This window comes from Micromonospora sp. CNZ303, assembly GCF_004345505.1.
In genome coordinates, this window is record NZ_SLVT01000022.1 from 63,260 (window position 1) to 87,812 (window position 24,553).

Below are 24,553 nucleotides of genomic sequence, written 5' to 3' on the forward strand. Positions count from 1 at the left end.
TTTGGGGCGAGCAGTCGTCGCTGCGGTAGATGAGGGGTCTTGCATGCGTCTTGAGTCGGTCGCGGTGACGGGGTTCAGGAGTTTGGACGAGGTTGGCGGTATCCCCCTCGGCAGACCCATGATCCTCACCGGTCACAACGACGGCGGAAAGACCGCCACTCTGGACGCGATCGCCTTCTTGCTTGGCGCATACACGCTGCGGGATGAGGATCGCACGTTCGCCAGGTCGGTTCCCGGTGGCGCGACCAGCGATGGCCCAGCCACCGGAGGATCAGCGGATAGGGCGTCGGTAGCCGAAGGAGCGGGGCGCCGAGTTGCCCATACCTCGGTCGAGGGAACCTTCACACTCAGCGTGGATGAACAAGCAGACCTTGGCCTGCCGGAGAGCGTGCGGATCCGGCGGTTTGCCCCGCTGGGGCAAACCGCAGCGCTCCAGTTGTTTCGGAGCGTTCCCGTGGATCCAGAACTGCGCGACTTCGATAGCTTGAAGGTTCCGGACCTCAAGGCTCTGGTAACGAAGCTCGGTCTGAAAGGCGAAAAAGCGCCCTCGACCCGAGTCGGCTGGGTAGAACTTCTGCGCGCTGCCGCAGAGCAAGCCCCACAAAGGGATGACTGGACCGCCGCGCCGGCCAAGCTTCAACAGCGACTGCCGCGTCTGCTGAGGTTCGGGGGCGAACAAGCGCCCGTCGATGCAGCAGTAAAAACGATCCTGAACTCCCGCTATAAGGTGCACTTCGAGGAACCCCAACTCCACGTCCGTATCCGGAGCCTGGAGTCCGAGTTGACTAGCCGCCTAAAAGACGACGCGGCAGATCTATGTAAGCACATCATGGCCCGTTGTCCGGACCTCACTGAAGTCGAAGTCCTTCCAGAGGTCTCCTTCTCTGGCGCGTTCAAATCCGCGCGTCTCCAGCTCGCCCGCACCGATGGGGAAGCCGTAGCCGTAGACGCCGCCGGCGCGGGAAGGGCGCGACGGATCAGCTTGGCGGTTTGGGAGTGGGCCAGCGAGGTGCTACAAACCGAAAGCGCGGCAGGAACTGCGCCTATAGCCCTTGGTCCAGAGGGGGACGCTCAGCCCGATGTCGTGATCCTCTACGATGAACCCGACACTCACCTTGATTACTCACATCAACGTCGCGTGATGCAATTGATCCGCGAGCAGTGCGTCTTGCCCCGGGTTCGAATGGTGATTGCCACGCACTCGATGAACCTAATCGATGGAGTCGATATTTCCTCCATCGTTCACTTGACTCTCCGCAACGATCGCACGGTTATGGAGCGCCTCGCTGACGAGTCGGGGCACGAAGAGACTGATCGCCACCTGGCACACATCGCGGCGGCCCTTGGCCTACGGAACAGCGTCCTTCTGCACGAAAGGCTCTTCGTCGGTGTTGAGGGCCCCACGGAGCAGCAGGCCATTCCCTTGTTGTTTCGGCTGGCCATGGGGATCCCCCTGCAGTCAGCCGGCATTGCGCTCTGGGCGTGCAACAACAACGAGGGTGCACTCATGTTCGCAAGGTTTCTCGCAAACCACAATCGGCGAGTCGCTGTACTTATCGATGCGGACAGCCGCAAGAATCAGAAGATCTTCGGCGACGACAAGCTTAAGAAGTACGGCCTCGATCCCGACCGGGACCGTCTGATGATCGGCGGCGAGGACCGAGAGCTTGAGTACCTCTTCACCGATGAGCAGTGGGCGGCTGTCGCGAATTCTAAGTGGCCACGAACGGACGGGGATCCATGGACCGCCGAGTTAATTGCGAGTAAGCGATCCGACAAAAAGTTCAGCGAAGCCTTGCTGGGAGACTTCAAGGCCTCCAGCTTCGACGGGCCGCAGAGTAAACCAGAGATGGTGTATGAGCTGGTTGCGACGCTGCAGACGCCAGAAGAGGTCCCCGAAGAGCTGCACCAGCATTTCGCTAAACTGGTGGAGCTAGCTAATCCCACCGACTCGTGATGCCCGCCGAGCCTTCATGCGAGCCAAGCGCTGCTCGTTGGTGGGAGCCGTCCACATGTGCATGCCGGCGCTCTTGATCCAGCGTTGGCCATGGGAGCGCTGCTCGGTCCCGCACCAGCGGCATCCGCTGGGCGTAGGTGCGGTGGCGTGTCGTACGTCGTAGCGCGGTGCTGACGGCATGACCTACCTCCAAGACCCTGGTGTAGTCAAGGATGACACGGGGGTATGACACTTTCTACCTGTTCAAAAGATCGACATCGAACCAGGCGTGTCACTCCTGCGTGGGCAGGCGTGTACAGAGTGCTCATGCGGAGGTCCGTGTCGGGGCTAGGGGCTGTCTCGCAACTAGGGGAGGCGTTGAGCGCTGCTGGGTCTGTGGTCGCCACGTCAGGGCGATGTTGTGGAGGTTGGCGATGCCAGGAGCAGTAGACGCCGGATCACCTACCGCACGCTTTGGCGCGGCCGACGGCCCGCCGTCGGTGGTACCAGCCGTGATGGTGCTCCGTTGGCGCTCGGATGTTCGGCGCATGACCAGCACGCTGGGAACAAGCCAGCGCTACGGATCAAAAGGTTGGGGTTTCGAGTCCCTTCGGGCGCACAAGATCATGAGGTGCCTGAACTACCTATTGGCGGTCGGGTCATTCTTGGTATTCGGCCTTTGTGGATGGTGGGTGTCACGTGGGTGTGATTGTGCCTGCCGCCCCCGAAACGGCGTTCTCGCGGGTTTGTCGGGCCGTGGCCTGCAGCTTGAGTTGTTGCGCTTCGTAGGGCCGGAGCACCTGTTTTCGGTCTGGCCGGGGCGGAGGCGCTCGTGGTGGGTCTGCGGTCGGGCCGGTCGTTCCGGGCGCTAGCTTTGATTTTCTTGCGGGGTGTGGTGGGCGGCGTTTATGACCAGTTGGGCGGTGGCGTCGACGGTTCTTGTCGCAGTGCTTCTTTGCACATAATTGTCATTCCGGGCGCGTCCGGAACGGGCGTCGCTCCCGCGACAGTCTCCTGGGCCCTCTGCTCCCGTGCTCCCGCCACTGCCCGGCACCCTCGGCATGCAGCATGCAATCAAGCATGCGCAACGCCTCCGGCTCCGTCTCGAACTCCCACCGCAGCACCTTGCCCTCTCGGTGTCCCTGGCACGGGCGACCATCGTCCAGCGCGTTCGGCGGATGAGCCACACAGCCCGGCGCGTCAGGCGCCCCCCAATCCCGTCTCACCACCGCCGGACCTCCTCATCCACGCGCCGATCGTGCCCATGTTCTAAAGCAGGGCAAGGTGGGGTGGCGAATCAGCGCTGGTGGGTCACTCGCAGCGGTCTTCGGCGCCCCGGCCGTGCGGCTCACAGCAGTCCGGGCGGTGCCGGTAGACCCGCAGGCATCGGCCGCTGCGGTGGCTGTACTTGATCGTGGCCTCGTAGAGGCAGGCCTGCCACACGAGGGTTTCCCCGCTGCAGGACACCGTCTGTCCGTCACCCGGCCCGCCGCGCAGCAGCACGTCTATCCTCTGACGGTACGTCCATCACGGGGCGCGGGGCGCGGCGTGTGGACCTTTGCCCCGGGCGGCCGGTGCTGGGGACGCGGCCGGCCTCCCGATCGAACGTCGCCCGGTGGACCGCCGCCGGGTAGGTTCGGCGAACGCTCTCCACCTGTAGGCGGCGCCCGACCGAGCGTCAACGCGCTGCGACTGTTCATCTGCTTCTTGTGGCGGACCTTGGACCCGAGGCAGTCCGTGTCTCTGCCGCGATGCGGCGGGACGGAGGATGAGCGAGACCTGCGGCCGGCTGGTCGGGACTGGAAGTGACTCCCGCTCACCTGCAGGGTGAGCGCCGGAGCGGTGCCGGTGCTGCGTCGGCCGGTCGCGCGCCGATGCTCGCAGCACCGGTCGACGTGGGGGTTGGCGGTGATCGGGCGTAGTTGTGTCTGACCTCCCAAAGGGACTGCTGTTGAGGGCGGGTAACAGGCCAGCGCACGTCGTCCGTGGTGGCGGTCCTGCGGCCGACATGTGGCGCCGTCCTGAGGCCTGATCTCGCTGTGGTCTGTCACCGTGAGGGCCCACCGTGAGAGTTCCGGGCACTGCGGCCTACCTCGATCCTGGGGCGGAGGTTCATGGCTTTGGCCTGCCTGTTGACTTGATGTCACGGGTTGAATGCACTGAGCTGTTGATCGGTGAATTGGTTGTCCGGGGCGGGGGGTGCTCTGTGGGCGTGCAGGTGGAACCCGAGTGGTGGAGTTCGGGAGTCTGGAACGGGCGGCCGATTGGTGAGTTCCTCTGCCAGCGGGATGTGGCTGCTATTTTCCGTTTTCTCCATGCTCGCGGTGTGTCCTACGGCAAGATCGCGGCTCTCGTCGGCGTATCGCCTAACCGTGCCGCAGAGATCGCCAAGGGCGTTCGGCAGGTCACGGCTTACGAGGTGCTGGAACGGATCGCGATCGGCCTGTGCATTCCGCGTCCGGCCATGGGTCTCGGCCGGAACGAGGACGCGAGTGTGGTGCGGGATGCCAGCCGTTCGTCCGGTGCGGGCGGCGGGGCGGACCAGCCGTTAGCCGGTGAGGGGACCGGCGCCGAGACGAGCAGTCTCGCTCGGCTCCGTCTGGAACTGGACGAGGCTCTGGCGTCGGCGAGTGTCGCCCTGCGGCATCTTGAACTGATTGAGGAGTCAGCTGACGAGCACATGAGGGTCTATCCGTCTGCTTCGCCACGGGTGATGCTGTCACTGCTGGCCGGTGACTGCCGGGAGGTTCAGGTTCTGTCGCGTCGGCGGCAGCCGGCGGCGCTCCAGGCCCGGTTGTCGGGAGTGGCGGCGCTGTTGGCAACGATGTGTGCTGATGCGTTGATGCGGCTGGGGGATGTAAGGGAGGCTCGGCGGTGGTACCGCACGGCAATCCATGCGGCGGACGACAGTGGGCAGGGCCGGTTGAGGACACTGGTGCGGGCCCAAGCGGCGATGCTGCCGTACTACTTCGGGGATACGCACCAGACGGTCGCTATCGCTGAGGCGGCTCTGGGGGTCACTCCGACCGCATCGTCGTCGGGTGCCCTAGCTGCGGCGGGCCGGGCACGTGCCCTGGCCCGGGTCGGGGCCACCGAGCAGGCACGGGCGGCCATAGGGCAGGCGCAGCGGTTGTTCGACCAGGCCGGCGACGAGGACACCGATGTGGCGTTCAGATTTCCGGCGAAGCGTCTGCTGTTCTATCTCTCAGGGACGTACACGTGGCTTGGTGACACGAGTGAGGCGTACCGGGTCCAGGACGAGGCGTTACGGCTGTACGGGGCGGCTCCGGCGGTACCGATCGACGTCGCGCTCATCGCACTGGACAGGTCGATGTGCCTCGCACATGACCGGAGGGCGGTCGAAGCGGCGGTGACCGCGCGCGAAGCCGTAGCGGACCTGCCCGAGACGCAGCGGACGGAGATCGTTCTGACTAGGGCCACCGATGTGGCGTTGGCGATCCCCGAGCGGAATCGGTGCGGTGAGGTGGCTGCGTTGACGGACTACGTGCGGACGTGCCGCGAGCGCGCTCGTAGGCTTGGGACTGCAGCGGCCACACTCAGTCCTTAGGAGCTCGATGTTCGTCGAGGCGCGCACCCGACCGGTGCTCGCCGAGGTGTGTCATCGTCTGGGCTACTCCGACTCGGAGGCGATCCTGCTCCGGCACCACACCAACGCCGTCTATGCCGTCCGTGACGTGGTAATCAAGATCGCCCCGGGTGACCTTAGTCTGGAACGGGTGCGCGCGGTGGTAGCCGTGGTTCGCTGGCTGTCGAATCGACGCTTCCCCACGGCGGAACTCCATCCTCGCCTATCGCAGCCGTTTTGGGTGGACGGTCACGCCGTCACGGTCTGGCAGCGTCTGGACCCGGCGCACCGCCACCCGGTTACGGTCTCCGAACTCGGAACACTCCTGCGTGGCCTGCACGCCCTGCCCGTGCCGCCGTTGCCGTTGCCCGTTCTGCGACCGATCCACAACATCGAACGGTCCGTCGCCCGCTCGAAGATCCTGAACGGGGAGGAGCAGGATCTGCTGATGGGCCGGCTCGAGGTGCTGGCTGTCGGCTGGGAGGCGATGCGCTTCCCCCATGGTATGAGCCTGATCCAGTCCGACCCGCAGATCCGCAACGCGCTGCGGCGCTTCGACGGCACGCCCGTGCTAGCCGACTGGGACGGTGCCGCCATCGGACCCCGAGAGTGGGACATCGCCACGATTGCTGTTCATTGCCGGCGGTTCGACCCTCCCGGCCCCGCAGCCCTCGCTGACTTCACCGCCGCATACGGCTGGGATGCCACCTCATGGCCGGGGTTCGAAGAGCTGTGCCAACTCCGCGAACTGCAGATGATCGCGACCAACGCCCGCAAGTCCCGTCCCGGAACCGCGGCTGCCGACGAGGTGCACCGCCGAATCAGGGGCCTCCCCGACGACGGGGCGGGACTCCTTCGGTGGCGGATTCTGTGAACCCGTGTCGTCGCCGCGTGAAATCGGACCCTGCTGGGGCGTCTGAATTTGGACCCCTTTGCCTGTATGTGACCTTACTCAGTCGTTGGTCTTGGTGGATGGGGGGACGCGGCCGAGGTCGCGGTCTTTCAGTCGGTAGCTGTCGCCCTTCATGGAGATGACCTCGGCGTGGTGGACGAGGCGGTCGATCATGGCTGCGGCGACGACGTCGTCGCCGAAGACTTCACCCCACCGGCCGAAGGGCTTGTTGCTGGTGACGATCAGTGAGGCTCGTTCGTATCGGTTGGAGACCAGCTGGAAGAACAGGTTCGCGGCTTCGGCTTCGAAGGGGATGTAGCCGACCTCGTCGACGATCAGCAACGGGATCCGACCGAGCTTCACCAACTCGTCCTGCAGCCGGCCGGCGTGGTGGGCGTCAGCGAGACGGGACACCCATTGGGCGGCGGTGGCGAACGCGACCCGGTGTCCGGCCTGGCAGGCCCGGATCCCGAGGCCGATGGACAGGTGGGTCTTGCCGGTTCCGGGCGGGCCCAGGAAGACGACGTTCTCCTTCGACGCCACGAAGTCGAGGGTGCCGAGATGGGCGATCGTCTCCCGCTTCAGAGAGCGTTGGTGCTCGAAGTCGAACTCCTCCAGGCTCTTGCGGGCCGGGAACCTCGCGGCCCGGATGCGTCCCTCACCGCCGTGGGCTTCGCGGGCGGCGACCTCACGTTGCAGGCAGGCGGCGAGGAACTCCTCATGCGTCCACGACTCCGCCCGGGCCCGCTCCGCCAGGCGTTGCACCGACGCTGCCAGGGAGGGTGCTTTCAGGGCGCGGGTGAGGAACGCGATCTCCGAGGCGATGTTGCGGCTGGTCTTGGTGGCCATCACGCAGCCACCTCGACGTCGAGGCCGAACATCCGGTCGTAATCGGCCAGCCGGCGGTGTTCCACCTCGGTCGTGACCGCCGGCACCGGTGCCTGCCGGGCAGCGGTCCGCAGGTCAGCGGCGGCCTGGCGGTGAACCGGGTCGGTGATGCTCTGATGCTTCGCCCAGCACCGGTCATGCGGGCGACGAGGCGGTCCTCGCAGAACACCTGCACTCGATCGGCGTCGGCGACGACAGCGACTCGTCGGCCCACCGCCGCCGGATGCACCGAATAGTCGTTGCCGTCCAAGCGAACGTAATGATCGCGGGGCAGACGAGTGGTCAGCCGCCAACCGACCACCGGCGCCACCGGCGGCAGCGACAGCATCGCGGCCCGGTCAGCGTCCCACCGATCCACCGGCCGGCAACCCAACATCCGATGCCGGCGGTTGTTCGCCCGCACCAACCAGTCCGCCAACTGGGCGTTGAAGTCGGCCGGTGAGCCGAACCGGCGCCCGGGCAGGAACGACGTCTCCAGATAGCCGTTGGCCCGCTCGACCAGGCCCTTCGCCTCAGGGTCCGCCGGCCGACACTGGATCACCTTGATGCCGAGAGTGCCGCGGAAGGCATTCATCGCCTCAGTCAACTGCGGCCGTCCGGCCCGCCACTGCCCGACAGCGGACTCGTTGTCCCACACCAACGCCTTCGGCACCCGATCCCACCCAGCGATCAGCATCCAGTGCCCGACCAGCAGATCCGCCGACTGCCGCGACGGGATCATCACCGCCGACAGCCACCGCGAATACCCCGACACCATCACCAACACCGGAGGCCGACCGACCTGCCCGAACCCCAACGGCACATCCGCCGGCGGGAACCACAGATCACACTGCACCAGCTCACCCGGCAGATACTCCGTCCGCTGCGCCGGGTCCGGCACAACGAACAACGGCCGCAACAGGCGAACCCGCTCCTTGAGCACGGTCAACGACCGAGTCCAACCGATCCGCTCAGCGATCACCGTGGCCGGCATCGACGGCCACTGCGCCAGCAACTGCCGGATCTGCGGCTCCACCGCGTCCACGATCGAACCCTTCACCGGCCGCTGATACCTCGGCGGCCCCTCGGCGGCCAACGCTCGCCGAACCGTGTTACGACCCACCCCAAGCTTGCGGACGATCGCCTTGATCGGCATCCCCTCAGCCCGATGAAGACGACGGATCTCCGCCCAGTCCTCCATGCTCAACACCCCTCCGATCCGCGAAGAGGGGTCCAGATTCACCCGCCGATCGGGGGTCCGATTTCACGCGTCGCCGACAACCCGGACCTCCGGGTAGCCGCCATTGACCGGTTCATGGAGATCGGTGCAACTTAGGCACGGTGAGGTCCACCGTGACCCGCCACGCTGGGACTATCACCCATCCCGCCACGGAGCGATCGTGGACCTCGGGAATACGTAGTCGGCTCGGTCCCGAGAAACTCCGAGACCAAGTCGCCACCTGTGTCCCCGATCGGAAGCCATCACCGGTCGACGTAATGGCCCGAGGCAGGTAAGGCGCGGTACGGATGGCTCTCCCAGTCTCGCATCACCGTTCCCGCCCCTTTGGGACCCGTCTGCACAGGGGCAGGACGGGCCCTGCACCCAACCGGTCGCGGGTGCGCCAGTGCCAGGGGAACGCCCGGCAGCGCACCCCGTTCAAGGAGGTAGCGCCGATGCGGCGCAAGTGGTTCGCTCCCGCCGGCGACGGCCAACCTACAGTCCCTTCGGCCTCCATGGCCGACGAGTACCTGCCCTGCATGGAGCTGCGGGTCCGCCTCGCCGCGCTATGTCAGTGCGCGAGCGCGAAATGAGCCGCGGTGACGAACCCTGCGGCCCGGCCGACCGGTTTGCGTCTGCGCGGATGACCGATAAGCAGCACGCAGACGGCCGCACCTGTTTTCACTGCAAGCCCGACGGCATCTGCGAACAGAACGCCTGGGCGCAACAGGAACTCGCCCGCCATCTCGCCCGCCGCCCAGAGACTGCGGCCGCTGCAGCCATCTTGACGAGTGACTCAGAAAGGCCAGCCGCGTGCACGCACATCCCGGCGTAGCCGACGACGCCCCTCGGCATGTGCGCGTTCAGCCCATCGAGCCGCAGCGTCACGCCCGAGCTGTAGGCACCGCGCCCGCTCGGCCGACGCTGCTCGCTAACGAGTTCTGGTTCATGGCCCACGACGACCAGACCGGCCGGCCACGCCTGTTCGAGTCCGCGCTGAACCACGGCCTAGCCGCCGCGCTACTCGCCGAGCTGTACAACGAAGGCCGGATCACCTTCAAGCAAGGGCGAATCGAAGTGCTCCAGCCCTGGCCGCCGAGGGACTGGCTGCAACACGTCGTCCTTGACCGGCTGATCGCACAGCCGCAGCACAGCGACACCCGGACGTGGTTGGCGTTCCTGGCCGCCACCGCCAGCGAGCAGGTCACCGACCGCATGTGGCAGGTCGGGCTGCTGCGACAGCAGCAGGTCGGCCGGCTGTGGCGTCAACGCACCATCCACGTGCCGACCGACATGAACGTCGCTGCGTCGTCGTGGGCGCGGCTGTCGGTCGACCTGCGTTTCACCCGCCGCCTCAACTCCTTCGACGTGGTGCTCGCGGGCTTGGCCTTGCACACGCAGCTGGACAGGGCCCTGCTCGACGGTGCGTCGCTGGCCGTCCGTACCCACTTGCGTCAGGTGGTCGCGCAGGCCCCACAACCGGTGCGCGACCTGCTTGCTGACCTCGGCAGCGCGGTCGGCGGAAGCGTCCTGAGTCACCGCACCTGACGTGCGGTCGATCCCCCCATCCCTCTCGAAAGAGGCTTCATGCGTACATCGAAACCCGACACCGTCTCGGCTGTGCTGGCACGCGGCCGTCTCGGGATCCCGTCCGTGGTGTTCTTCGTCATCGCTGCGGCGGCGCCGCTGACTGTTGTCGCTGGTGGCGCGACCACCGGGTACGCCGTCACCGGCGTCGTCGGCATCCCCGTGTCCTACCTTGTTGTCGCCGCGATCCTGGCGCTGTTCGCAGTCGGCTACGTGGCCATGTCCCGCCGCATCGTCAACGCCGGCGCGTTCTACACCTACGTGACGCACGGTCTCGGCAAGCCGGCCGGCGTCGCCACCGCCTTTGTCGCGCTTCTGGCGTACAACGCGATGCAGATCGGCCTCTACGGCGGGTTCGGCGCGGTACTGGCCCAGTTCCTCCAGGACCGCTACGGGTGGAACATCACCTGGTGGCTGTGCGCGCTGGCCGCGTGGGCTGCCGTGACCGTTCTCGGGCTGTTGCGTATCGACCTCAACGGCAAGGTGCTGGCCGTCGTGCTCGTCGCCGAGTGCGCCGTCGCGGTCGTCTTCGACGTCGTCATGGTCAGCAACCCGGCCGCCGGCGGTGTCAGCTTCGGCACCCTTGCCCCGTCGCACATCTTCGCCGCCGGCATCGGCGCGGCGCTGGTCACCGCGATCACGGGTTTCGTGGGCTTCGAAGGCACCGTCGTGTTCAGCGAGGAGACGAAGGACCCGCAACGCACCGTACCGCGAGCCACCTACATCGCGGTGGCGGTCATCGGCCTGCTCTACGGGCTGTCCGCGTGGGCGATGTCCGTCGCCACCGGCCCCGACAACATCGTCGACGCCGCCCGCGCCGACGGCACCGACCTCATGTTCAACCTGGTGTCACCGCACCTCGGCAGCAGTGTCGTCACCGTCGGCCGGGTCCTGTTCATCTCCAGCCTCTTCGCCGCGTTGCTGGCGTTTCACCACACCGTCGCCCGGTACCTGTTCGCCCTCGGCCGCGAGCGGGTCCTACCCGCGTGGCTGGGCCGCACGAGCCGCCGCACCGGCGCACCGAAGGCCGGCTCGATCGTCCAGAGCGTCATCGCGGTAGTCGTCCTCGCAGGCTACGCGGTGGCCGGCGCCGATCCAATCGTGCATCTGTTTTTCTGGATCACCGTCACCGGCGGACTCGGCGTGCTGATCCTGATGACCGTCACCTCCGCCGCGGTGGTCGCGTTCTTCGCCCGTACCCCACACCGCGACGGCCTGTGGCGCACCGCGATCGCGCCGCTGGCCGCTGCTGGCGCGCTGGCCGCCATCCTCGTCGTCACCATCCAGGAGTTCGACGTCCTGCTCGGGGTCGCCGCGACGTCGCCGCTGCGCTGGTGGTTCCCCGCCGCCTACGGCATCGCCGCCGTCCTCGGCACCGTCTGGGCGGTGACCCTGCGCGCCACCCGCCCCGACGTGTTCACCGCGATCGGCCTCGGCGCGGACAGCGCCACCGCGCCAGTACGCACCCCCGACGCCACCCGCCAGCCGGTCTGACCAGGGAGTGACCTTGCAATTGAACAGCACCCTCACCGTCCGCCAGGCCACACCCGACGACGCCGGCCCGCTCATCACCGTGCTGGTGGAGGCGTTCCTCAACGGACCCGTCGCCGACTGGCTCGTCCCCGACCTCGACGAACGCCGCGCGGTCTACTTCCGCTACTTCACGCTCGTCTTCAACCACGGGCTCCAGCACGGACGCGTGGACACCACCAGCGACCTGTCGGCCGTCGCGATCTGGTACACCCGCGACGAGGTCCCACTGCTGGTATCAACCGACCACTACTACGAGGTGGAGAAGGCCACCGGCAAGTACGCACCGAAGTTCCTGCTGCTCGACGCCATCTTCGAAACACACCACCCACACCACCCACACGACTACCTCGCCTACGTCGCCGTCGACCCACGCCACCACGGCCAAGGCATCGGCTCGGCCCTGCTCACCAGCGCCCACCAAACACTGGACGCGACCCACCGGGCGGCCTACCTGGAGGCCAGCAACACCCGCAACAGAGACCTGTACCTGCGCCTCGGCTACCGCCAAGGCGCCCCGATCCACCTGCCAACCCAAGGACCGCTGATCTGGCGGATGTGGCGCGGCCAACCGACCGACGGCACCCCCGCACCGTTCCCGACGGACCTCCTACCACGCAGGCGGCCACTGTGAGCGGCCCCGCCCTGGGCACGGCCATCCGCCCGGCGACACCCCACGACGTCGCCGCGATCACGGTTCTGCTGGCCGGCGCACTCGACGGCGACCCCGTCATCCAGTGGCTGCTGCCCGACCCCACCGAGCGCATCACCGTCCTGCACCGCCTGCTCGCCGTCGATATTGACCACGCGATCGAAACCGGGACCGTCGACGTGACGCTGAACCTCTCGGCGGTCGCCGTGTGGCGCATACACGACCCGGACGCCCCGCGATGGCCGCTCGGGGACCACCATTTGAAAACCTTCGCCGGCACCGCAGCCCACCGCCTGGTGGAGCTCAACTCCGCCATCGACAGTTACCGATCATGGGTGCCGCACCACTGGCTGACGTGGCTCGCCGTGCACCCCGCCTACCAGCGACAGAGCCTCGCCGGCGAACTGCTGCGCCGACACCACCCCGTCGTAGACGGCACCGGATGGCCGGTCTACACCGTGGTAACCACCGAAGCGGCTCGGGACATGCTCAGCCAGCAGGGATACCACGCCGCCATGCCGCTGAGCCTGCCCAGCGGACCGAAGCTCTGGCCCCTGAGCAGAAGGGCCCGCCCGGTCCGCTCGACAGCCGCTTGCCGCCACTGCTGATCAACGCGTCCCGCCGATCGGCGCCAGGCCGCCGCCATGCTCCGGCGCCGTATCGCCACCACCCAGGGAGGAACCACACAGAATGCTCATGCCCCGACAAAACGCTCCCACCCGCCTTGTGGCGGGTCTTCTCGGCAGCGTTCTGCTCACCGCCTGCCAGTCGGGCCCGCCAACCGGCCGGTCGACGTCAACACCAGCATCGCCGTCGCAACCGCAACCGCAACCGCCCACCCTCTTGCCGCCCTCGGTCGACGCCGGACCGAGTCTCACCGCGCAGCAACGCCTGACAGCCTTGGCCGCCAGCATCGCCGCCACCCCCGCCGACGACACCACTGACCGGCCCTACACCTACCTACACCTGCAGATGTGGAACCGCGCCACCAACGCGATCACCCGCACCAACCTGCGACGCTGGCGGCGCGGCGCGGACAGCTCCGGACGCGAGACCACCCGCCGCCTACCGGACCTGCTCGGCGTCGACCACCACCCCGACCCCGACGAGCGAGAACTGTTCGCACACGCCCCACAGAAGACCACCCAGTACGGGCGGGGCACGCTGCGCCACTACCTGCCCGAGCCGCCGCCCACCGACACCACCGCACTGGCCCACGCGCTCGCGCCACCGATACTGGCCAACGAACCCGCGTACCCCCTCCTGCTCGCCTCCGGCATCGTCGGACTCGCCACCAGCCAATACCTCAACCAGGAACAGCGGACCGCGACCCTGCGACTCCTGGCTGGCATCCACACCATCACCTACCAGGGCAAGACCACCGACATCGCCGGCCGCACAGGCCTGGGCTTCGCAGTGACCGCCGACGGGTCAACCTGGCAACTGATCTTCGATGGTCGCACGGGCGAACTCCTGACCGCCCACGAACGTGTGACCGGCAAACGACCGGGCCTGTTCTCGTACGTGCTCATCCTCGAACGCGGCCACACCACCACCGACGCTGACCTGCCCGGAAACCACGTGGGCGACGTCCTGCCAAGCACTGCCCAGAACGCTGCCAGGACCGCAGGGCTGGTCTGATGAAGCGGCTACGTATCGGCTACAGCTGCTGCGGATTTCTGGGCGACGGCGTGGTGGATACGCCCGACGGCTCGCGGTCATATCGCCGGCCGCTGCTCGACGAGCTGCAAGCCGCCGGCCACCGGGTCACCTTGCTGCAGGCCAACCGCGACCTCACCGAGGCTGGCCTGGACCTTCGTAACTACTACGATTTCAGCGACGCGGCGCCCGACCTCGACGTGCTGATGTTCGAATGGCGGTGGCCCCTGCCCGGGCGCAACACCACCGCGTGCGGGTCGCCTGGGCACACCTGCGATCTGCACCGGCAGACCGAGCTGATCGAGCGGTACACGCTCGCCGGCGTACCAACCGTCATCTGGGACCTGGACCGGCAACTCCGCGCCGATGACCCACTGCGCAGACTACCGAACGTTCGCGTGTGCGAGTTCGCTGTCCGGCCCACACCCGGCGCCACCACCATGCTGTGCCCGGTACCCGACCAGCTACTCGACAAGGCCGACGCATACGAACTGGCCAGAATCCACCGCCCGCTGCCACTGGTGTACATCGGCAACCAGTACGACCGCGACGACGCGTTCGACCGCTACTTCGCCAAGGCCGCCACACACCTCAGGCACCAGGTCGCGGGAAAGTGGACCCGCGTCGACGCGTGGCCACACGTCAACTTCACCGGCCGGTGCGCCTTCAGCGAGGTCGATGCCATCCACCGCCGGGCCCTCGCCACGGTCATGCTGCTGCCACACCGGTACGCCCGAGCCGGGCACATCACGCAACGCCTGTTCGAGGCTCTCCTGGCAGGGTGCCTGCCGCTGATGCCCGCCGACGTCGTCGACGGCGAGAACTTCGTGCCCCGCGATCTGATCGTCGCCGACAGCCACGACGTCGTGCAACGCGTCGAGCACCTGCAGCGCATCGCCGGCACGTTGGAGCACGCCGGTCAGCTGTGGCGCGCTCTGCAGTACCTCCATCCGATGCGGCTGTCCCGCCAGGCAGCCGTACTCCAACAGGTCATGTCCGACCTCACCGCCGAGTAGGGGAGACGCCCATGGTCTTCGGGCCCACGTACACCAACTTCGAGCAGGCGTACCTGGCCGTGCTGAACGAGGTGGTCAACCGGCACCAGTTCGATACCGCCGGCCGCGGCAAAGACGCCTTGGAGGTGATCAACAGCAGCTTCACCATCACCAACCCGACCGACCGAATCCTGTACCTCGCTGCCCGCAAGGCGAACATCGTGTTCAACCACGCCGAAGCCTTGTGGTACCTGACTGGCCGCGACGACGTCGAGATGATCGGCTACTACGCACCGAAGCTGCACGCCCTGTCCGCCGACGGCATCCACCTCGCCGGCACCGCGTACGGGCCGAGCCTGTTCCGCCCCACACGCCCCGACGCCCGCAGCCAGTTCGACCGCATCGAGGAACTGCTGCGCAACGACCCGGACACCAAACGGGCCGCGATGCCCATCATGCGCCCGGACGAACTGGTCGACCCGGCCAACCCCGACGTCGCCTGCACCCTCGGCCTGCAGTTCCTCCTGCGCGGCGGCGAGCTGCACATGTCGGCCTACATGCGGGGCAACGACGCCGTCATCGGCCTGCTCGGCGACACCTTTGCCTTCACCTTCATCCAGGAGTTCACCGCCGGTCGTCTCGGCGTGCCCGTCGGCACCTACGCCCACCACGTGGGGTCGATGCACGTCAACAAGCTCGACGTCGACAAGGTTCACGCGATCCTCGACGAAGCCGCCCGGCCCGCGCCCCGCCGCCACTTCCACGTCGACCCGATGCCCCCTACCAGCTGGGACGACATCCGCGAGGTCGCTCGCTGGGAAGAGCTCCTGCGCACCGACCACGATCAGCTCACCCCCGACAAGCTCGCCAGCCTGCCCATCGCACCGTACTGGCGGCACATCCTCGCGCTGTTCGAGGTGTACCGGCAGATCGTGCACCGGCCCGGCACGGCGGTGACCGCGGAGGCCATCGCCGAGCTGCACCCCGGGCATTGGTGGCTGGCCGCCGAACGCTGGCCCGGCCGCGTGCCACCGTTCGTGTCCACCCGGCGGCCGTGATGGGCAACCTCGAGAACGTCGACTGGTCTCGGTGGAGCGTCATCCTGCTCAAGCCCGACTGTATCCGGCGGGGCCTCACCAACGAGCTCCTCAACTGGTGCAGCCAACTCGTCGCCATCGTCGACCGGCGCATCGTCATCCCCACCGAAGATCAGGTCTTCGCCCACTACGACGACATGTTGCCGCTGTCCGATCAGCTCGGCCGCGACGTGGCCGCCGAGCTACGCCGCATCTTCATCGGCAACCGCGTCGGTATCGCTCTCGGCTACGGCCAGGACGCGGCGCCGAGACTGCGGCGCATCGTCGGCCCCACCGACCCTGCCAGCGCCGCTGCCACCACGGTCCGGGGCCGTTACGCCAAGGACACCCTCGACAAGGCGATCGCCGATGGCCGCCTCGTCGACAACCTGATCCACACGTCCGACACCACCGACGTCGTCGAGCGTGACTTCCACATTTGGTACGGCCCCGAACACGCGCACCTGCTGCGCGCGCCCATCCAAGGAGGCACCCGATGACCCTCGTACCCACCGACCTCACCGGCGGCCCCCGCCACCTACCGCTGCTGGCTGCGGAGAAACAGGCCACGCTCGACCCGTACATGGCCCAGTGGGTGGGCTACCGCAAGTCCGGCCTGTCGCTGAACCACATCATCGGCTGCCCACTGGACTGCGGGTACTGCGTCAGGCATTTCTGGGGCAACTTCGAGGTGAAGAAGCCGCACCTGCTGATGCCCACCGATGAGGCGATCCTCGGGCTGATCACCCACGAGGCGTTCCGGCCGCACATCACCCCAATCCAGCTGTTCAACAAGGCCACCGATCCGTTCCTGCCCGGCGTCAAACCCCACCTCTTCCAGGTACTCCAGGCCCTCGACGAACGCGAGTACACCAACCACGTCCTGATCATCACCCGCTTCAAGGTCACCGCCTCCGACATGGCAGCGCTGGAGAACCTCAAGTACCTGAAGGTCACCCTGCTGTTCACGTACTCCGGCATCCAGGACGACCGGGTGGAGCCCATCACCAAGAGCGCCATCACGATCAACTCGATCTACACCGCGATTACGAACAAGCAGCGCACCGGCGTGGTCTTGTACTGGCGGCCCATCGTCCCGGGCTGGAACACCGCCCCGGAGACCATCGACCACGTCCTGGAAGTCGGCGGCGACGTCGACGCGATCGTGTTCACCGGCTACTACCACAAGCCGGAGAACGCCGAGTACCTGCGCTCTCTCGGCGTGACGGTGCCGTACGGTGACGACTACGCCCGCCGCAAGACCATGCCCGCCGACATCGACAAGCTGATCGTCAACGCGTGGCAGGCATCCGGGATCAGCACCCCGCTGTTCCGCAAGACTTCCTGCGGCGTCGCCTACGCCCACGATGTCGCCGACTACAACGGCCACTGGGGCGTCCGCGAAATCTGCGACATCTGCCCCCAGAAGCAGAAGGACTTGTGTATCGCCGACTACAAGGAACCCACCGAGCAGGAGGTGCTCCAGGTCCTCGCCCAGCTCGGCTACGACAGCAGCGTCCTCGTCGAGCCAGGCCACGTCTGGACCCACGGCCTGGGGGAGCAGCGCCGGTATGCCGTCCAGCACGCCATGCGCCACCAGATCTGGGAGCTGGACCAGCCTCACTTCCTGCACGCCCACGGCCGCCAACTCCTCGGCCACGAGATAGATCCGCAGCAAGCACAGAAGTTCGAGACGGTGCGGGCAGCGTTCGCGCACAGCGCGCAGTATGAAGACGACTGACCACGGAGGATGAGCATGAGTGGCAGCCCGAGCGATCCGTGGACCCTCGCGCACCTTGTCGCAATCGACCTGGAAGGCACCGGCCCCCAGGACGGCGACAACGAGGCGATCGTGGAGATCGCGGTCGTTCCCATCGTCGCCGGGCTGCCGCATCTGCCCACCGCCCTGAACACCCTCATCAGTCCCGGCCGACCCATCGGCCGCCGGCCCTGGCTGTCACCCGGCATCACCGACGCCGCACTGCGCACCGCACCGGCCCTCGCCGACTTCGCACCGGCCCTTGCCACCCGGATCAACGGCAACTACCTCGTCGGCCACAACGTCACCGTCGACTGGCGGCTGCTGCACCGACGCCTTCCAGAGCTACGCCCAGCCGGCCTCATCGACACACTGCGGCTATCCCGCGCACTCACCCACGGCCACCGACACAGCCTCAGCGCCCTTGTCGACGGACTGAAACTCACCGCGGCTGTCAACGCCGCCGCCCCAGACAGCCAGCCGCACCGGGCACTATGGGACACCATCGCCACCGCAGTGCTGCTACCTGTACTGATCAAGCAGCGATGGAATCACGCACCTACGCTGGTTGAACTCGTTACCACCGTCGGCGTACCGATGGACATGCGAGCAGCCGGTGCCGCCCCGCCACAGCAACAACCCGGACTGTTTTGATCCTGCCGGGAGCCTCGCCTGTGCTCTCCCTGACAGTGCAAGCGCGCGGCGTAACACTGCAGTCCCGGGCTGAGTGCGATCCGCAAACGAGCAAGAGGACCTTCGGCGTCACGGGCGGTGGCGCCAGGGCCCGGGACCTGCCCCTCGCCACGCGATCACTCGCTGACGGCCGACAGGCGCGGCGGTTCGCCGCCAGTCATGAGAAAGGCAACTGCCAGCTGGATAGCCGTTTCAGGCCGAAGTTGTAGGTACTCGGCCGGGTACTCGGTGGGCACTCCGCCGAAATCGTATTGGAGTCCCTCGGTTGGGGATTCCGCTGTGGGGTCGTTGAGGTAGCCGCCGTCGTCGGCGATGTGTACCGCGAAGGCGTGGGTGGGGTGACCGAGCCCGATCTGGATGCCGGGTGGCAGGTCGTCGGGGTCGTCGTTGGTTTCGCTGAAGATGGTCAGCACGACGGGCTCGCCGGCCTGCTGGATCTCGCGAAGGAGCGTTTCCAGGGCGTGGGGGTCGGTCAGCTCGACCTCGTGGTTGTCGCGCTGGTCGCCCCGGTCGTAGGTCCAGGTCACCTTCATGCGATCGCCTTTCCGTTGCCGGTGTAGGTACGCCAATGGCGTACCTGCCCGTCATCGTCGCGTACGTAGACAGCCAACTGTGCGCCGGCCGGCAGCAGCCGGGAGAGGATCTTCTCGCAGCCATAGGGGGTGTAGTCACACGGCGGATTGTTCGTCACGACAGCCGCCTCGGTGACGTGGTCGCGGCGCATCCGGGCGGCAAGCTTGGCCTCCAGATGGTCGGTCGTGGTGGCGATGAGCTTGTAGGCCGGCTTCAGGTCTGCGGCGGCGGCCGGGTCACGGCCAGACCTCATGGGTATCCACTTACCACCGATCAACGCCACACCGGAGGTAGGATCCTTGGCCTGCCGTCGGGGCAGGTCCAGAGCGGCATCCGTCAACCCTTCGGGCAACGGATCGGCTGGAGCAGGCGCCTTCGTTGCATTCGCAGAAGAGTCGCGTGCGGCGGGTGGCCGGCCGATGTCGCTACCACCGTCCGTGATCAATAGTCCCAGGTCACCGACCTGCCTAGCCTGCGCCAGCGCCGCTTCTACGTGCTGCCGAGCCTCGGTCCCACGTGTCCGGACAGCCGCGAGGACCTGCAGCATCTGCTGTAGGCGCGACAGCGTCGGACCGGGCTGTCCTCCCTGCAACGCCGCTGTGACCAGTCGTCGCGTGTCGTTGAGCGCGGACGCCGCCGCCGTGATGTGACCGTCGGCGGCGGTGAGCGCGGCCACCACCGGCGTGAGCGCGGCGATTGTTTCCTGCGGCGATGGCTGCTGCGCTACGGCGCTCAGCGACCGCGACGCCTCATCCAGAACCTTATCGGCCTCCGCTAGGCGAGACGTAGCCTGCCGGAGCGCTTCTCGGGCGCGAGCCAACCCCACAGCGATGCCGGCGAAGCCGGAGGCCACTGCCCGGGCGGTGATCTGCTCAATCGCTTGGTCGACAGCTGCGGCCTCGTACTGCGCTCGGTCTGCACCTGCCGTCATCGCCTGCAAATCTGCGCCAATGGTGTCGATCAGCGACATCGCACCACTTTCCGGCTCCGAGTCCATACCGAACCGTGGCAGTGTAGGAACGAGTATCGGTGGAACACAACCAATGATTGGTCGGTTCCCGGCCGGGAATCTCATTCCTCTTGCGGGCCGGCAGGCGTCAGGTCGACTTCCTCGCGCCACTATGGAGCGGTGGTCAGGCGCTGCCGGTCGGCGCACGCCCAGCTATCAGCAAATCTTGCCAGATGCAGATCCACCTCACTGCGAATCCTCGGATGGGCTGATGCGTCCTGCTATTCCATCAAACTTCCTGCGGCGCTCGACGGGCAGCGCCGCGCGCACCTCGGCGATCACCGTGGGCAAGATCCGCTTTCGGTCGGTCTTCTTGGCGTGCCGCTCGAAGATCTGCCACATCGTCCATAGATGCTGCACGTTCGAGGTACCGCCGATGCGGGCGCACTGCACGGCGTGGTTGAGTGCGCGGAGGGCGAGCGTGAATGCGACCTCGGGGTTGTCTGATTGTGACTGCACCTCGGCCAGCGTGCTCAGGGCGCCCCGGCCGACCAGGATTGACGGGCGTCACCGTCGAGCCCGTGCAGGAAGGCGAGATCGATCGAAGCGTGCTGCGGGACGTGGGCCTCGAAGACTTCAGTCATGGCGGGATCCCTCCTGGTGGTCAAAGTTTACGCACCGTTTCAGGCAGGCCCCGATGTCGTAAACCTTGCTCGGCAGGCGTGCCGCACGGTCTGCAAGCTCTCGACCGGCATCTGGGACGGGCGGCGTGGCGCGGGAAACCGGGCCTTCGTGGCTGGATCGTCTGAGGTGCGCCGTCGCCTCTTTACGTGGATGGCGTTCGATGGACATGCTTGTAGGAGACGGTCAATGTCTCATCCCTTGACGCCGAGGAGGCCTACCGTGCGAATCTCTCGATTCCTTCCCCAGCCTGGCCGCGCCGCGCGTTGTGCTGCGGCGATCGTGATGGCGGTGGGCGTCGGCGCAAGCGTGGTCGTCGTGAGTGCTGCGCCGGCGTCGGCGACCCCGCCGGGTATCCCGTCGAAGTCAACCGCGCAGTCGCGGCTCAACGCTCTCACTGTCAGGGCCGAGGGCTCGACGACCGGGTACTCGCGGGACAAGTTCCCGCACTGGACCACCATCAGTGGCACCTGCAACACCCGGGAGCAGGTTCTTAAGCGCGACGGCACCTCCGTTGTCGTGGACAGTTCCTGCGCGGCGGTGTCCGGGCGCTGGTACAGCCCGTACGACGGAGCTACCTGGTCCGCCGCCTCCGACGTCGACATCGACCACGTTGTGCCGTTGGCCGAGGCGTGGCGCTCCGGGGCGAGCGGGTGGACGACCAGCCGGCGGCAGAGCTTCGCCAACGACCTGACCGGTCCGCAGTTGATCGCGGTCACCGACAACGTCAACCAGGCCAAGGGTGATCAGGATCCGTCGACCTGGCAGCCGCCGCAGTCGGCCTACCGGTGCACCTACAGCAAGATGTGGATCACCGCGAAGTACAGCTGGGGTTTGGCTTTGCAGTCGTCGGAGAAGTCCGCGCTGCAGAGCATGCTCAACACCTGCGCGTCGTGACACGAACCCCTCCTGCGGTAAAAGGTCGACAGGCGTTGAGGTGACTGTCGTCTGTGCGCGGGAACGGTGCGGGGACCGGATTGGTGCCGGCTCCCGCACCGATGGCGTCACGCACGATCGTCGTGCCCGCACCTGCGCGCCACGTCATGCGCATTGCCCTCGTCAGTCCTCAGCGGGCCCGGCATAGCGGTACACCGGTGGGCTGTCCTGCGCGTCGTCGCGGACGTATCGGTGCTCGACCGGCTGACTCGGGTGATCGGCAGCGCCGAAGTAGAAGCCGACCTGGAGGAGCAGCACCACCTGTGGCAGTGTTCCCGCCTTACTCACCTCGACCGGTGCGAGGCGTCCGTCGGCCGGACCACCCAGAAACCAGGCCTCGACTGCGGACATCAGCGACTGCCCGCCATGTTGACGATCACGGTCATGAGTCCCACGACCGCCGTGATGGGGCCTCTGGCTGCGGTCACACCGGCCACCCGGGCAGGGTGGTCCGGCGCTGTCCATCTTCCGGCTCGAGGTGCCCGCAGTCCGTCAACGCTGGTCATGCTCGTGTCCTCTCGACTTCTGCGGGCCGACGCCGTGGTGATGGCCCTGCAGTACCTCACCAGCAACCGGCGCGGGCACGCTGCCCCGAAGGGGCAGTTTGTGGATAACTGAGCATCCTGTGGAGGAATTCATGGAGCCGGGAACCTCCGGCGCAGGTCGACCAGGGTTTGACTGGATCCACCGACATCACGACGAGTTCGGCTGCGGTACATCTACTCGCGCACCTCGCGGCGCGGGTCGCGGAGGCGGACCACGGTGAAGCACATGAAGGTCGAGTTCGACGGTAGTTGCCTGCTGCAGACCGGAGGCTCTGACCGGGTGGTGGACGACGTCGAGCGGGCCTGGTTCGTCGAGCATCCGCAGCGGCGGTACTGCGGTGACCGGTAACTGAGCATGCGGAAGTGTGAGGCGGCCCGGCCTAGGAAGAGGCGTTCGTTGGGGGAGATGCCGTGGTGGTTCGGTTGGGGTTTCGCTGATCCGCTGATCGGGGGCCACCCTCACCTCATGGCAGTCGCGGGCAGTGATGCGTGGGTGACAGCCCCGTGATCATCGTGCTTGACTGGGGTCTATGCGGTCGGGGGAAGCGCGGCTGGCGATTGACTGGGGCAGTGCCAGCACTACGGCGGTGTTGGCGTGGCCTGACGGGACATGGTCGCCGTTGACGTTCGGGGTCGAATCGGCGCTGTCCAGCGCGGTGTTCCTGTCCGAGGACGGCGGCGTCATCACGGGGCAGCTGGCCTGGCAGGCCGCGGCCGGGCGCCCGGAGCGTTTCATTCCGTCTCCGCGCCACTCGATCGAGCAGCAGGTGGCGCTGCCCGGTGGCGAGGTCGACGCGGTGGACCTGGTCGCGGCAACGTTGCGGCAGGTGGCTGAGCGAGCTGGCGCCGTCGCCGGTGGCGAGATCGAGGATGTGCGCCTGGTGGTGCCGGCTGGCTGGGGGCCGCGGCGGCGTACCTGGTTGCGGCACGCGGCGCATCGGGCGGGCTTGCCGCAGCCTCGTCTGGTGGAGGCACCGGTGGCCGTGGCGACCCGGTTGCTGGCATCAGGTGTGCAATTGCCGGTCGGGTCTTATGTCGTGGTGTGTGATGTAGGTGGCGGCGCGGAGGTGAGCGTCCTGCGGCGCGGGCCGGCCGGGTTCGAGGTCCTCGCCACCCTGTCCGATGCGTCCGCTGGCGGGTCCGCCGTCGATGACGCGTTGATCGGCGCGCTCTCCGGCGGTGAGCCGAACGCGCCGGTTCCGGACGGGCCAGCGTCGGACGGTGCGCGGTGGGTGCTGCTGGCCAGTGCCCGCGCGGCGAAGCATGCTCTCGGGGAGCATCCGGCGGTGACGGTGACGGTGCCGGGTGGGCCTGCGGTGGTGGTGAACGGCAGTGTGCTGGAGCAGGCCGCGCGGCCGGTCGCGCAGCGCGTCGCCCAGTTGGCCGTCGAGGCGGTCGCTGCGGCGGAGGTGGATCCGGCCGAGGTCGCCGGCCTGTACGTCGTGGGTGGCATGGCTGATGTGCCAGCGGTGGCCGAGGCTCTCGCCGAGCGTGTGGGTGTGGCGCCGGTCGTGCTCGCCGATCCAGCGATGGCCGCCGTCTGCGGAGCGGCGGACGCGGGCGCGGCGAGCGTCAGGGTCGGGGCGGAGGTGGTGGAGTCGCCGGTGCCGCCGGTGCGGCGGGCGGTGGCGATCACGGTGCCGGGCTTCGCGTCGCTGGCTCTAGTGGCGCAGTTCCTGCTCACGGCGCAGTGGAATGGCTGGTACTTGCACCGGTGGGCACTGCTCAACTGGGGTGAGCTGGCGATGGCGGCGGTGTTCGCGCTGGTCGCCGCCCTTGGGGCGGGCACAGTGATCGCGTCCGTGCTCGCCGCCCGCCCCGGCGAGGCACCGGCGTCCGCGGGTGGGCAGGTCGGCACGGGCATTCTGGCGTCGATGTCGTTGGGTGTGGCGGTGGCCGGGCTGTACGCGGTGGTGGGCAGCGTCTACATCGGCCAGGAGGTGGGTTCGTTCCTGCGGTGGGCTTTGCTGCCGATCGCACCGGTGGTCGTGGTCGCTACGGTGATGGCCGTGGTCGCCGCCCGACAGTGGCGCCAACCCGTGGGCGGCTGGTCGCAGGTGCTGGCGTTTCCGACCGGCTCGGTGGTGTGCGCGGCGGCGGGGATGGCGCTGATCCAGTACTCGCTGACGGCGGAGCGGTGGCCGGATCTGGTGTTGTGGATCGATGCCGCCGGCCGCGTTGGTGGGCTGTTGCTCGGTGTCGGGGTGGTGATGGCGGTCGTGTCCACGCCGTTGCTGCGGCTGATCCTTGCCGCTCCGGTGGGGGTGATCAGCGCGGCGATCGTCAGCCAGGCCGCATCCGGGATCCTCGGGATCATCTACGCGACCGCGGTCGCCGTGTGGTGGGCCCGCCAGGTGTGGGCGCGCGTCATCCGCCCCGCCCGGCCGCCGGTGCGCACACCGTGACCACCACCATGCT

Annotated in this window: 23 protein-coding genes and 1 pseudogene; 16 read left to right on the forward strand and 8 right to left on the reverse strand. The window is 67.4% G+C overall.

What is annotated here, in order from left to right; genetic code table 11:
• The first annotated feature begins 43 nt into the window (after window positions 1–43).
• A complete protein-coding gene (locus EV374_RS27420; RefSeq protein ID WP_132240045.1) occupies window positions 44–1,957 on the forward strand; it encodes a TOPRIM nucleotidyl transferase/hydrolase domain-containing protein in 1,914 nt (637 codons plus the stop codon).
• A 1,290-nt stretch (window positions 1,958–3,247) separates the two neighbouring features.
• Here the strand turns inward: EV374_RS27420 and EV374_RS27430 are convergent.
• Window positions 3,248–3,445, reverse strand: coding sequence for a hypothetical protein (locus EV374_RS27430; RefSeq protein WP_132240047.1), 198 nt, complete (start codon window positions 3,443–3,445; stop codon window positions 3,248–3,250).
• Between the two features lie 670 nt (window positions 3,446–4,115).
• Here EV374_RS27430 and EV374_RS27435 point away from each other — a divergent pair.
• Window positions 4,116–5,504 (forward strand): NsdA family TPR-like regulatory protein, encoded by a 1,389-nt coding sequence (locus EV374_RS27435; RefSeq protein WP_486486004.1) that lies wholly within the window; start codon window positions 4,116–4,118, stop codon window positions 5,502–5,504.
• A 7-nt stretch (window positions 5,505–5,511) separates the two neighbouring features.
• Window positions 5,512–6,396, forward strand: a complete 885-nt coding sequence (locus EV374_RS27440; protein ID WP_132240049.1) for a phosphotransferase — start codon at window positions 5,512–5,514, stop codon at window positions 6,394–6,396.
• A gap of 78 nt (window positions 6,397–6,474) precedes the next feature.
• Here the strand turns inward: EV374_RS27440 and istB are convergent, their stop codons facing one another.
• The 3 genes and pseudogenes from istB to EV374_RS32790 form a co-directional block, all read right to left on the reverse strand.
• Complete coding sequence (istB, locus tag EV374_RS27445) at window positions 6,475–7,263, reverse strand: IS21-like element helper ATPase IstB (RefSeq protein ID WP_132240050.1); 789 nt, start codon at window positions 7,261–7,263, stop codon at window positions 6,475–6,477.
• Window positions 7,263–8,491: pseudogene (gene istA, locus EV374_RS27450) on the reverse strand (IS21 family transposase). The gene istB and the pseudogene istA overlap by 1 nt, the downstream one beginning before the upstream one ends.
• Before the next feature lie 580 nt (window positions 8,492–9,071).
• Complete coding sequence (locus EV374_RS32790) at window positions 9,072–9,245, reverse strand: hypothetical protein (protein ID WP_165947927.1); 174 nt, start codon at window positions 9,243–9,245, stop codon at window positions 9,072–9,074.
• Window positions 9,246–9,355: 110 nt separating this feature from the next.
• On the opposite strand from EV374_RS32790, the gene EV374_RS27460 reads away from it, so the two are divergent.
• From EV374_RS27460 to EV374_RS27505, 10 genes are all read left to right on the forward strand, one after another.
• Window positions 9,356–10,048: a GOLPH3/VPS74 family protein gene (locus EV374_RS27460; RefSeq protein ID WP_486486005.1), complete on the forward strand. Its 693-nt coding sequence runs from the start codon at window positions 9,356–9,358 to the stop codon at window positions 10,046–10,048.
• A 39-nt stretch (window positions 10,049–10,087) separates the two neighbouring features.
• Entirely contained in the window at window positions 10,088–11,581 is a 1,494-nt protein-coding gene (locus EV374_RS27465; protein WP_132240053.1) for an APC family permease, read from the forward strand.
• 13 nt (window positions 11,582–11,594) lie between these two features.
• Window positions 11,595–12,251: a GNAT family N-acetyltransferase gene (locus EV374_RS27470; RefSeq protein WP_486485994.1), complete on the forward strand. Its 657-nt coding sequence runs from the start codon at window positions 11,595–11,597 to the stop codon at window positions 12,249–12,251.
• A complete protein-coding gene (locus EV374_RS27475) occupies window positions 12,248–12,877 on the forward strand; it encodes an N-acetyltransferase (RefSeq protein ID WP_132240055.1) in 630 nt (209 codons plus the stop codon). The genes EV374_RS27470 and EV374_RS27475 overlap by 4 nt, the downstream gene beginning before the upstream one ends.
• Before the next feature lie 82 nt (window positions 12,878–12,959).
• The gene (locus EV374_RS27480; RefSeq protein WP_207914603.1) at window positions 12,960–13,910 is read left to right on the forward strand and encodes a hypothetical protein; all 951 of its coding nucleotides are present in this window, start codon (window positions 12,960–12,962) and stop codon (window positions 13,908–13,910) included.
• A complete protein-coding gene (locus EV374_RS27485) occupies window positions 13,910–14,944 on the forward strand; it encodes a glycosyltransferase family 47 protein (RefSeq protein WP_132240056.1) in 1,035 nt (344 codons plus the stop codon). The genes EV374_RS27480 and EV374_RS27485 overlap by 1 nt, the downstream gene beginning before the upstream one ends.
• An 11-nt stretch (window positions 14,945–14,955) precedes the next feature.
• Complete coding sequence (locus tag EV374_RS27490) at window positions 14,956–15,981, forward strand: thymidylate synthase (RefSeq protein ID WP_132240057.1); 1,026 nt, start codon at window positions 14,956–14,958, stop codon at window positions 15,979–15,981.
• Window positions 15,981–16,499: a nucleoside-diphosphate kinase gene (locus EV374_RS27495; RefSeq protein WP_132240058.1), complete on the forward strand. Its 519-nt coding sequence runs from the start codon at window positions 15,981–15,983 to the stop codon at window positions 16,497–16,499. The genes EV374_RS27490 and EV374_RS27495 overlap by 1 nt, the downstream gene beginning before the upstream one ends.
• Window positions 16,496–17,740, forward strand: a complete 1,245-nt coding sequence (locus EV374_RS27500) for a hypothetical protein (protein WP_132240059.1) — start codon at window positions 16,496–16,498, stop codon at window positions 17,738–17,740. The genes EV374_RS27495 and EV374_RS27500 overlap by 4 nt, the downstream gene beginning before the upstream one ends.
• A gap of 15 nt (window positions 17,741–17,755) precedes the next feature.
• Window positions 17,756–18,412, forward strand: coding sequence for a 3'-5' exonuclease (locus tag EV374_RS27505; RefSeq protein ID WP_165947928.1), 657 nt, complete (start codon window positions 17,756–17,758; stop codon window positions 18,410–18,412).
• 155 nt (window positions 18,413–18,567) lie between these two features.
• Here EV374_RS27505 and EV374_RS27510 read toward each other — a convergent pair whose 3' ends face one another.
• The 3 genes from EV374_RS27510 to EV374_RS27525 all read right to left on the reverse strand — a co-directional run bounded on the left by EV374_RS27510 (window position 18,568) and on the right by EV374_RS27525 (window position 20,492).
• Window positions 18,568–18,984, reverse strand: coding sequence for an Imm1 family immunity protein (locus EV374_RS27510; RefSeq protein ID WP_132240061.1), 417 nt, complete (start codon window positions 18,982–18,984; stop codon window positions 18,568–18,570).
• On the reverse strand, window positions 18,981–19,994 hold the full coding sequence (locus EV374_RS33645) for a DUF6244 family protein (RefSeq protein ID WP_486485995.1): 1,014 nt from the start codon (window positions 19,992–19,994) through the stop codon (window positions 18,981–18,983). Before EV374_RS33645 ends, EV374_RS27510 begins: the two co-directional genes overlap by 4 nt.
• 225 nt (window positions 19,995–20,219) lie before the next feature.
• Window positions 20,220–20,492: a hypothetical protein gene (locus EV374_RS27525; RefSeq protein WP_132240062.1), complete on the reverse strand. Its 273-nt coding sequence runs from the start codon at window positions 20,490–20,492 to the stop codon at window positions 20,220–20,222.
• A gap of 447 nt (window positions 20,493–20,939) precedes the next feature.
• Here EV374_RS27525 and EV374_RS27530 point away from each other — a divergent pair, with 447 nt between their 5' ends.
• Window positions 20,940–21,551: an HNH endonuclease family protein gene (locus tag EV374_RS27530; protein WP_486486006.1), complete on the forward strand. Its 612-nt coding sequence runs from the start codon at window positions 20,940–20,942 to the stop codon at window positions 21,549–21,551.
• 162 nt (window positions 21,552–21,713) lie between these two features.
• Here the strand turns inward: EV374_RS27530 and EV374_RS27535 are convergent, their stop codons facing one another.
• Entirely contained in the window at window positions 21,714–21,941 is a 228-nt protein-coding gene (locus EV374_RS27535; RefSeq protein ID WP_132240063.1) for a hypothetical protein, read from the reverse strand.
• A 411-nt stretch (window positions 21,942–22,352) separates the two neighbouring features.
• On the opposite strand from EV374_RS27535, the gene EV374_RS33650 reads away from it, so the two are divergent.
• Window positions 22,353–22,484: a hypothetical protein gene (locus tag EV374_RS33650; protein ID WP_486485996.1), complete on the forward strand. Its 132-nt coding sequence runs from the start codon at window positions 22,353–22,355 to the stop codon at window positions 22,482–22,484.
• Between the two features lie 271 nt (window positions 22,485–22,755).
• Entirely contained in the window at window positions 22,756–24,540 is a 1,785-nt protein-coding gene (locus EV374_RS27540; RefSeq protein WP_486485997.1) for an Hsp70 family protein, read from the forward strand.
• The last annotated feature ends 13 nt before the right edge of the window (window positions 24,541–24,553 follow it).

Coding starts and splice junctions, on each gene's coding strand:
- EV374_RS27420 (WP_132240045.1), top strand. CDS start 44: ATGCGTCTTGAGTCGGTCGCGGTGACGGGGTTCAGGAGTTTGGACGAG.
- EV374_RS27440 (WP_132240049.1), top strand. CDS start 5,512: ATGTTCGTCGAGGCGCGCACCCGACCGGTGCTCGCCGAGGTGTGTCAT.
- istB (WP_132240050.1), bottom strand. CDS start 7,263: ATGGCCACCAAGACCAGCCGCAACATCGCCTCGGAGATCGCGTTCCTC.
- EV374_RS32790 (WP_165947927.1), bottom strand. CDS start 9,245: ATGGCGGGCGAGTTCCTGTTGCGCCCAGGCGTTCTGTTCGCAGATGCC.
- EV374_RS27465 (WP_132240053.1), top strand. CDS start 10,088: ATGCGTACATCGAAACCCGACACCGTCTCGGCTGTGCTGGCACGCGGC.
- EV374_RS27480 (WP_207914603.1), top strand. CDS start 12,960: ATGCTCATGCCCCGACAAAACGCTCCCACCCGCCTTGTGGCGGGTCTT.
- EV374_RS27485 (WP_132240056.1), top strand. CDS start 13,910: ATGAAGCGGCTACGTATCGGCTACAGCTGCTGCGGATTTCTGGGCGAC.
- EV374_RS27490 (WP_132240057.1), top strand. CDS start 14,956: ATGGTCTTCGGGCCCACGTACACCAACTTCGAGCAGGCGTACCTGGCC.
- EV374_RS27495 (WP_132240058.1), top strand. CDS start 15,981: ATGGGCAACCTCGAGAACGTCGACTGGTCTCGGTGGAGCGTCATCCTG.
- EV374_RS27500 (WP_132240059.1), top strand. CDS start 16,496: ATGACCCTCGTACCCACCGACCTCACCGGCGGCCCCCGCCACCTACCG.
- EV374_RS27505 (WP_165947928.1), top strand. CDS start 17,756: ATGAGTGGCAGCCCGAGCGATCCGTGGACCCTCGCGCACCTTGTCGCA.
- EV374_RS27510 (WP_132240061.1), bottom strand. CDS start 18,984: ATGAAGGTGACCTGGACCTACGACCGGGGCGACCAGCGCGACAACCAC.
- EV374_RS33645 (WP_486485995.1), bottom strand. CDS start 19,994: ATGTCGCTGATCGACACCATTGGCGCAGATTTGCAGGCGATGACGGCA.
- EV374_RS27530 (WP_486486006.1), top strand. CDS start 20,940: ATGGCGGTGGGCGTCGGCGCAAGCGTGGTCGTCGTGAGTGCTGCGCCG.
- EV374_RS27535 (WP_132240063.1), bottom strand. CDS start 21,941: ATGTCCGCAGTCGAGGCCTGGTTTCTGGGTGGTCCGGCCGACGGACGC.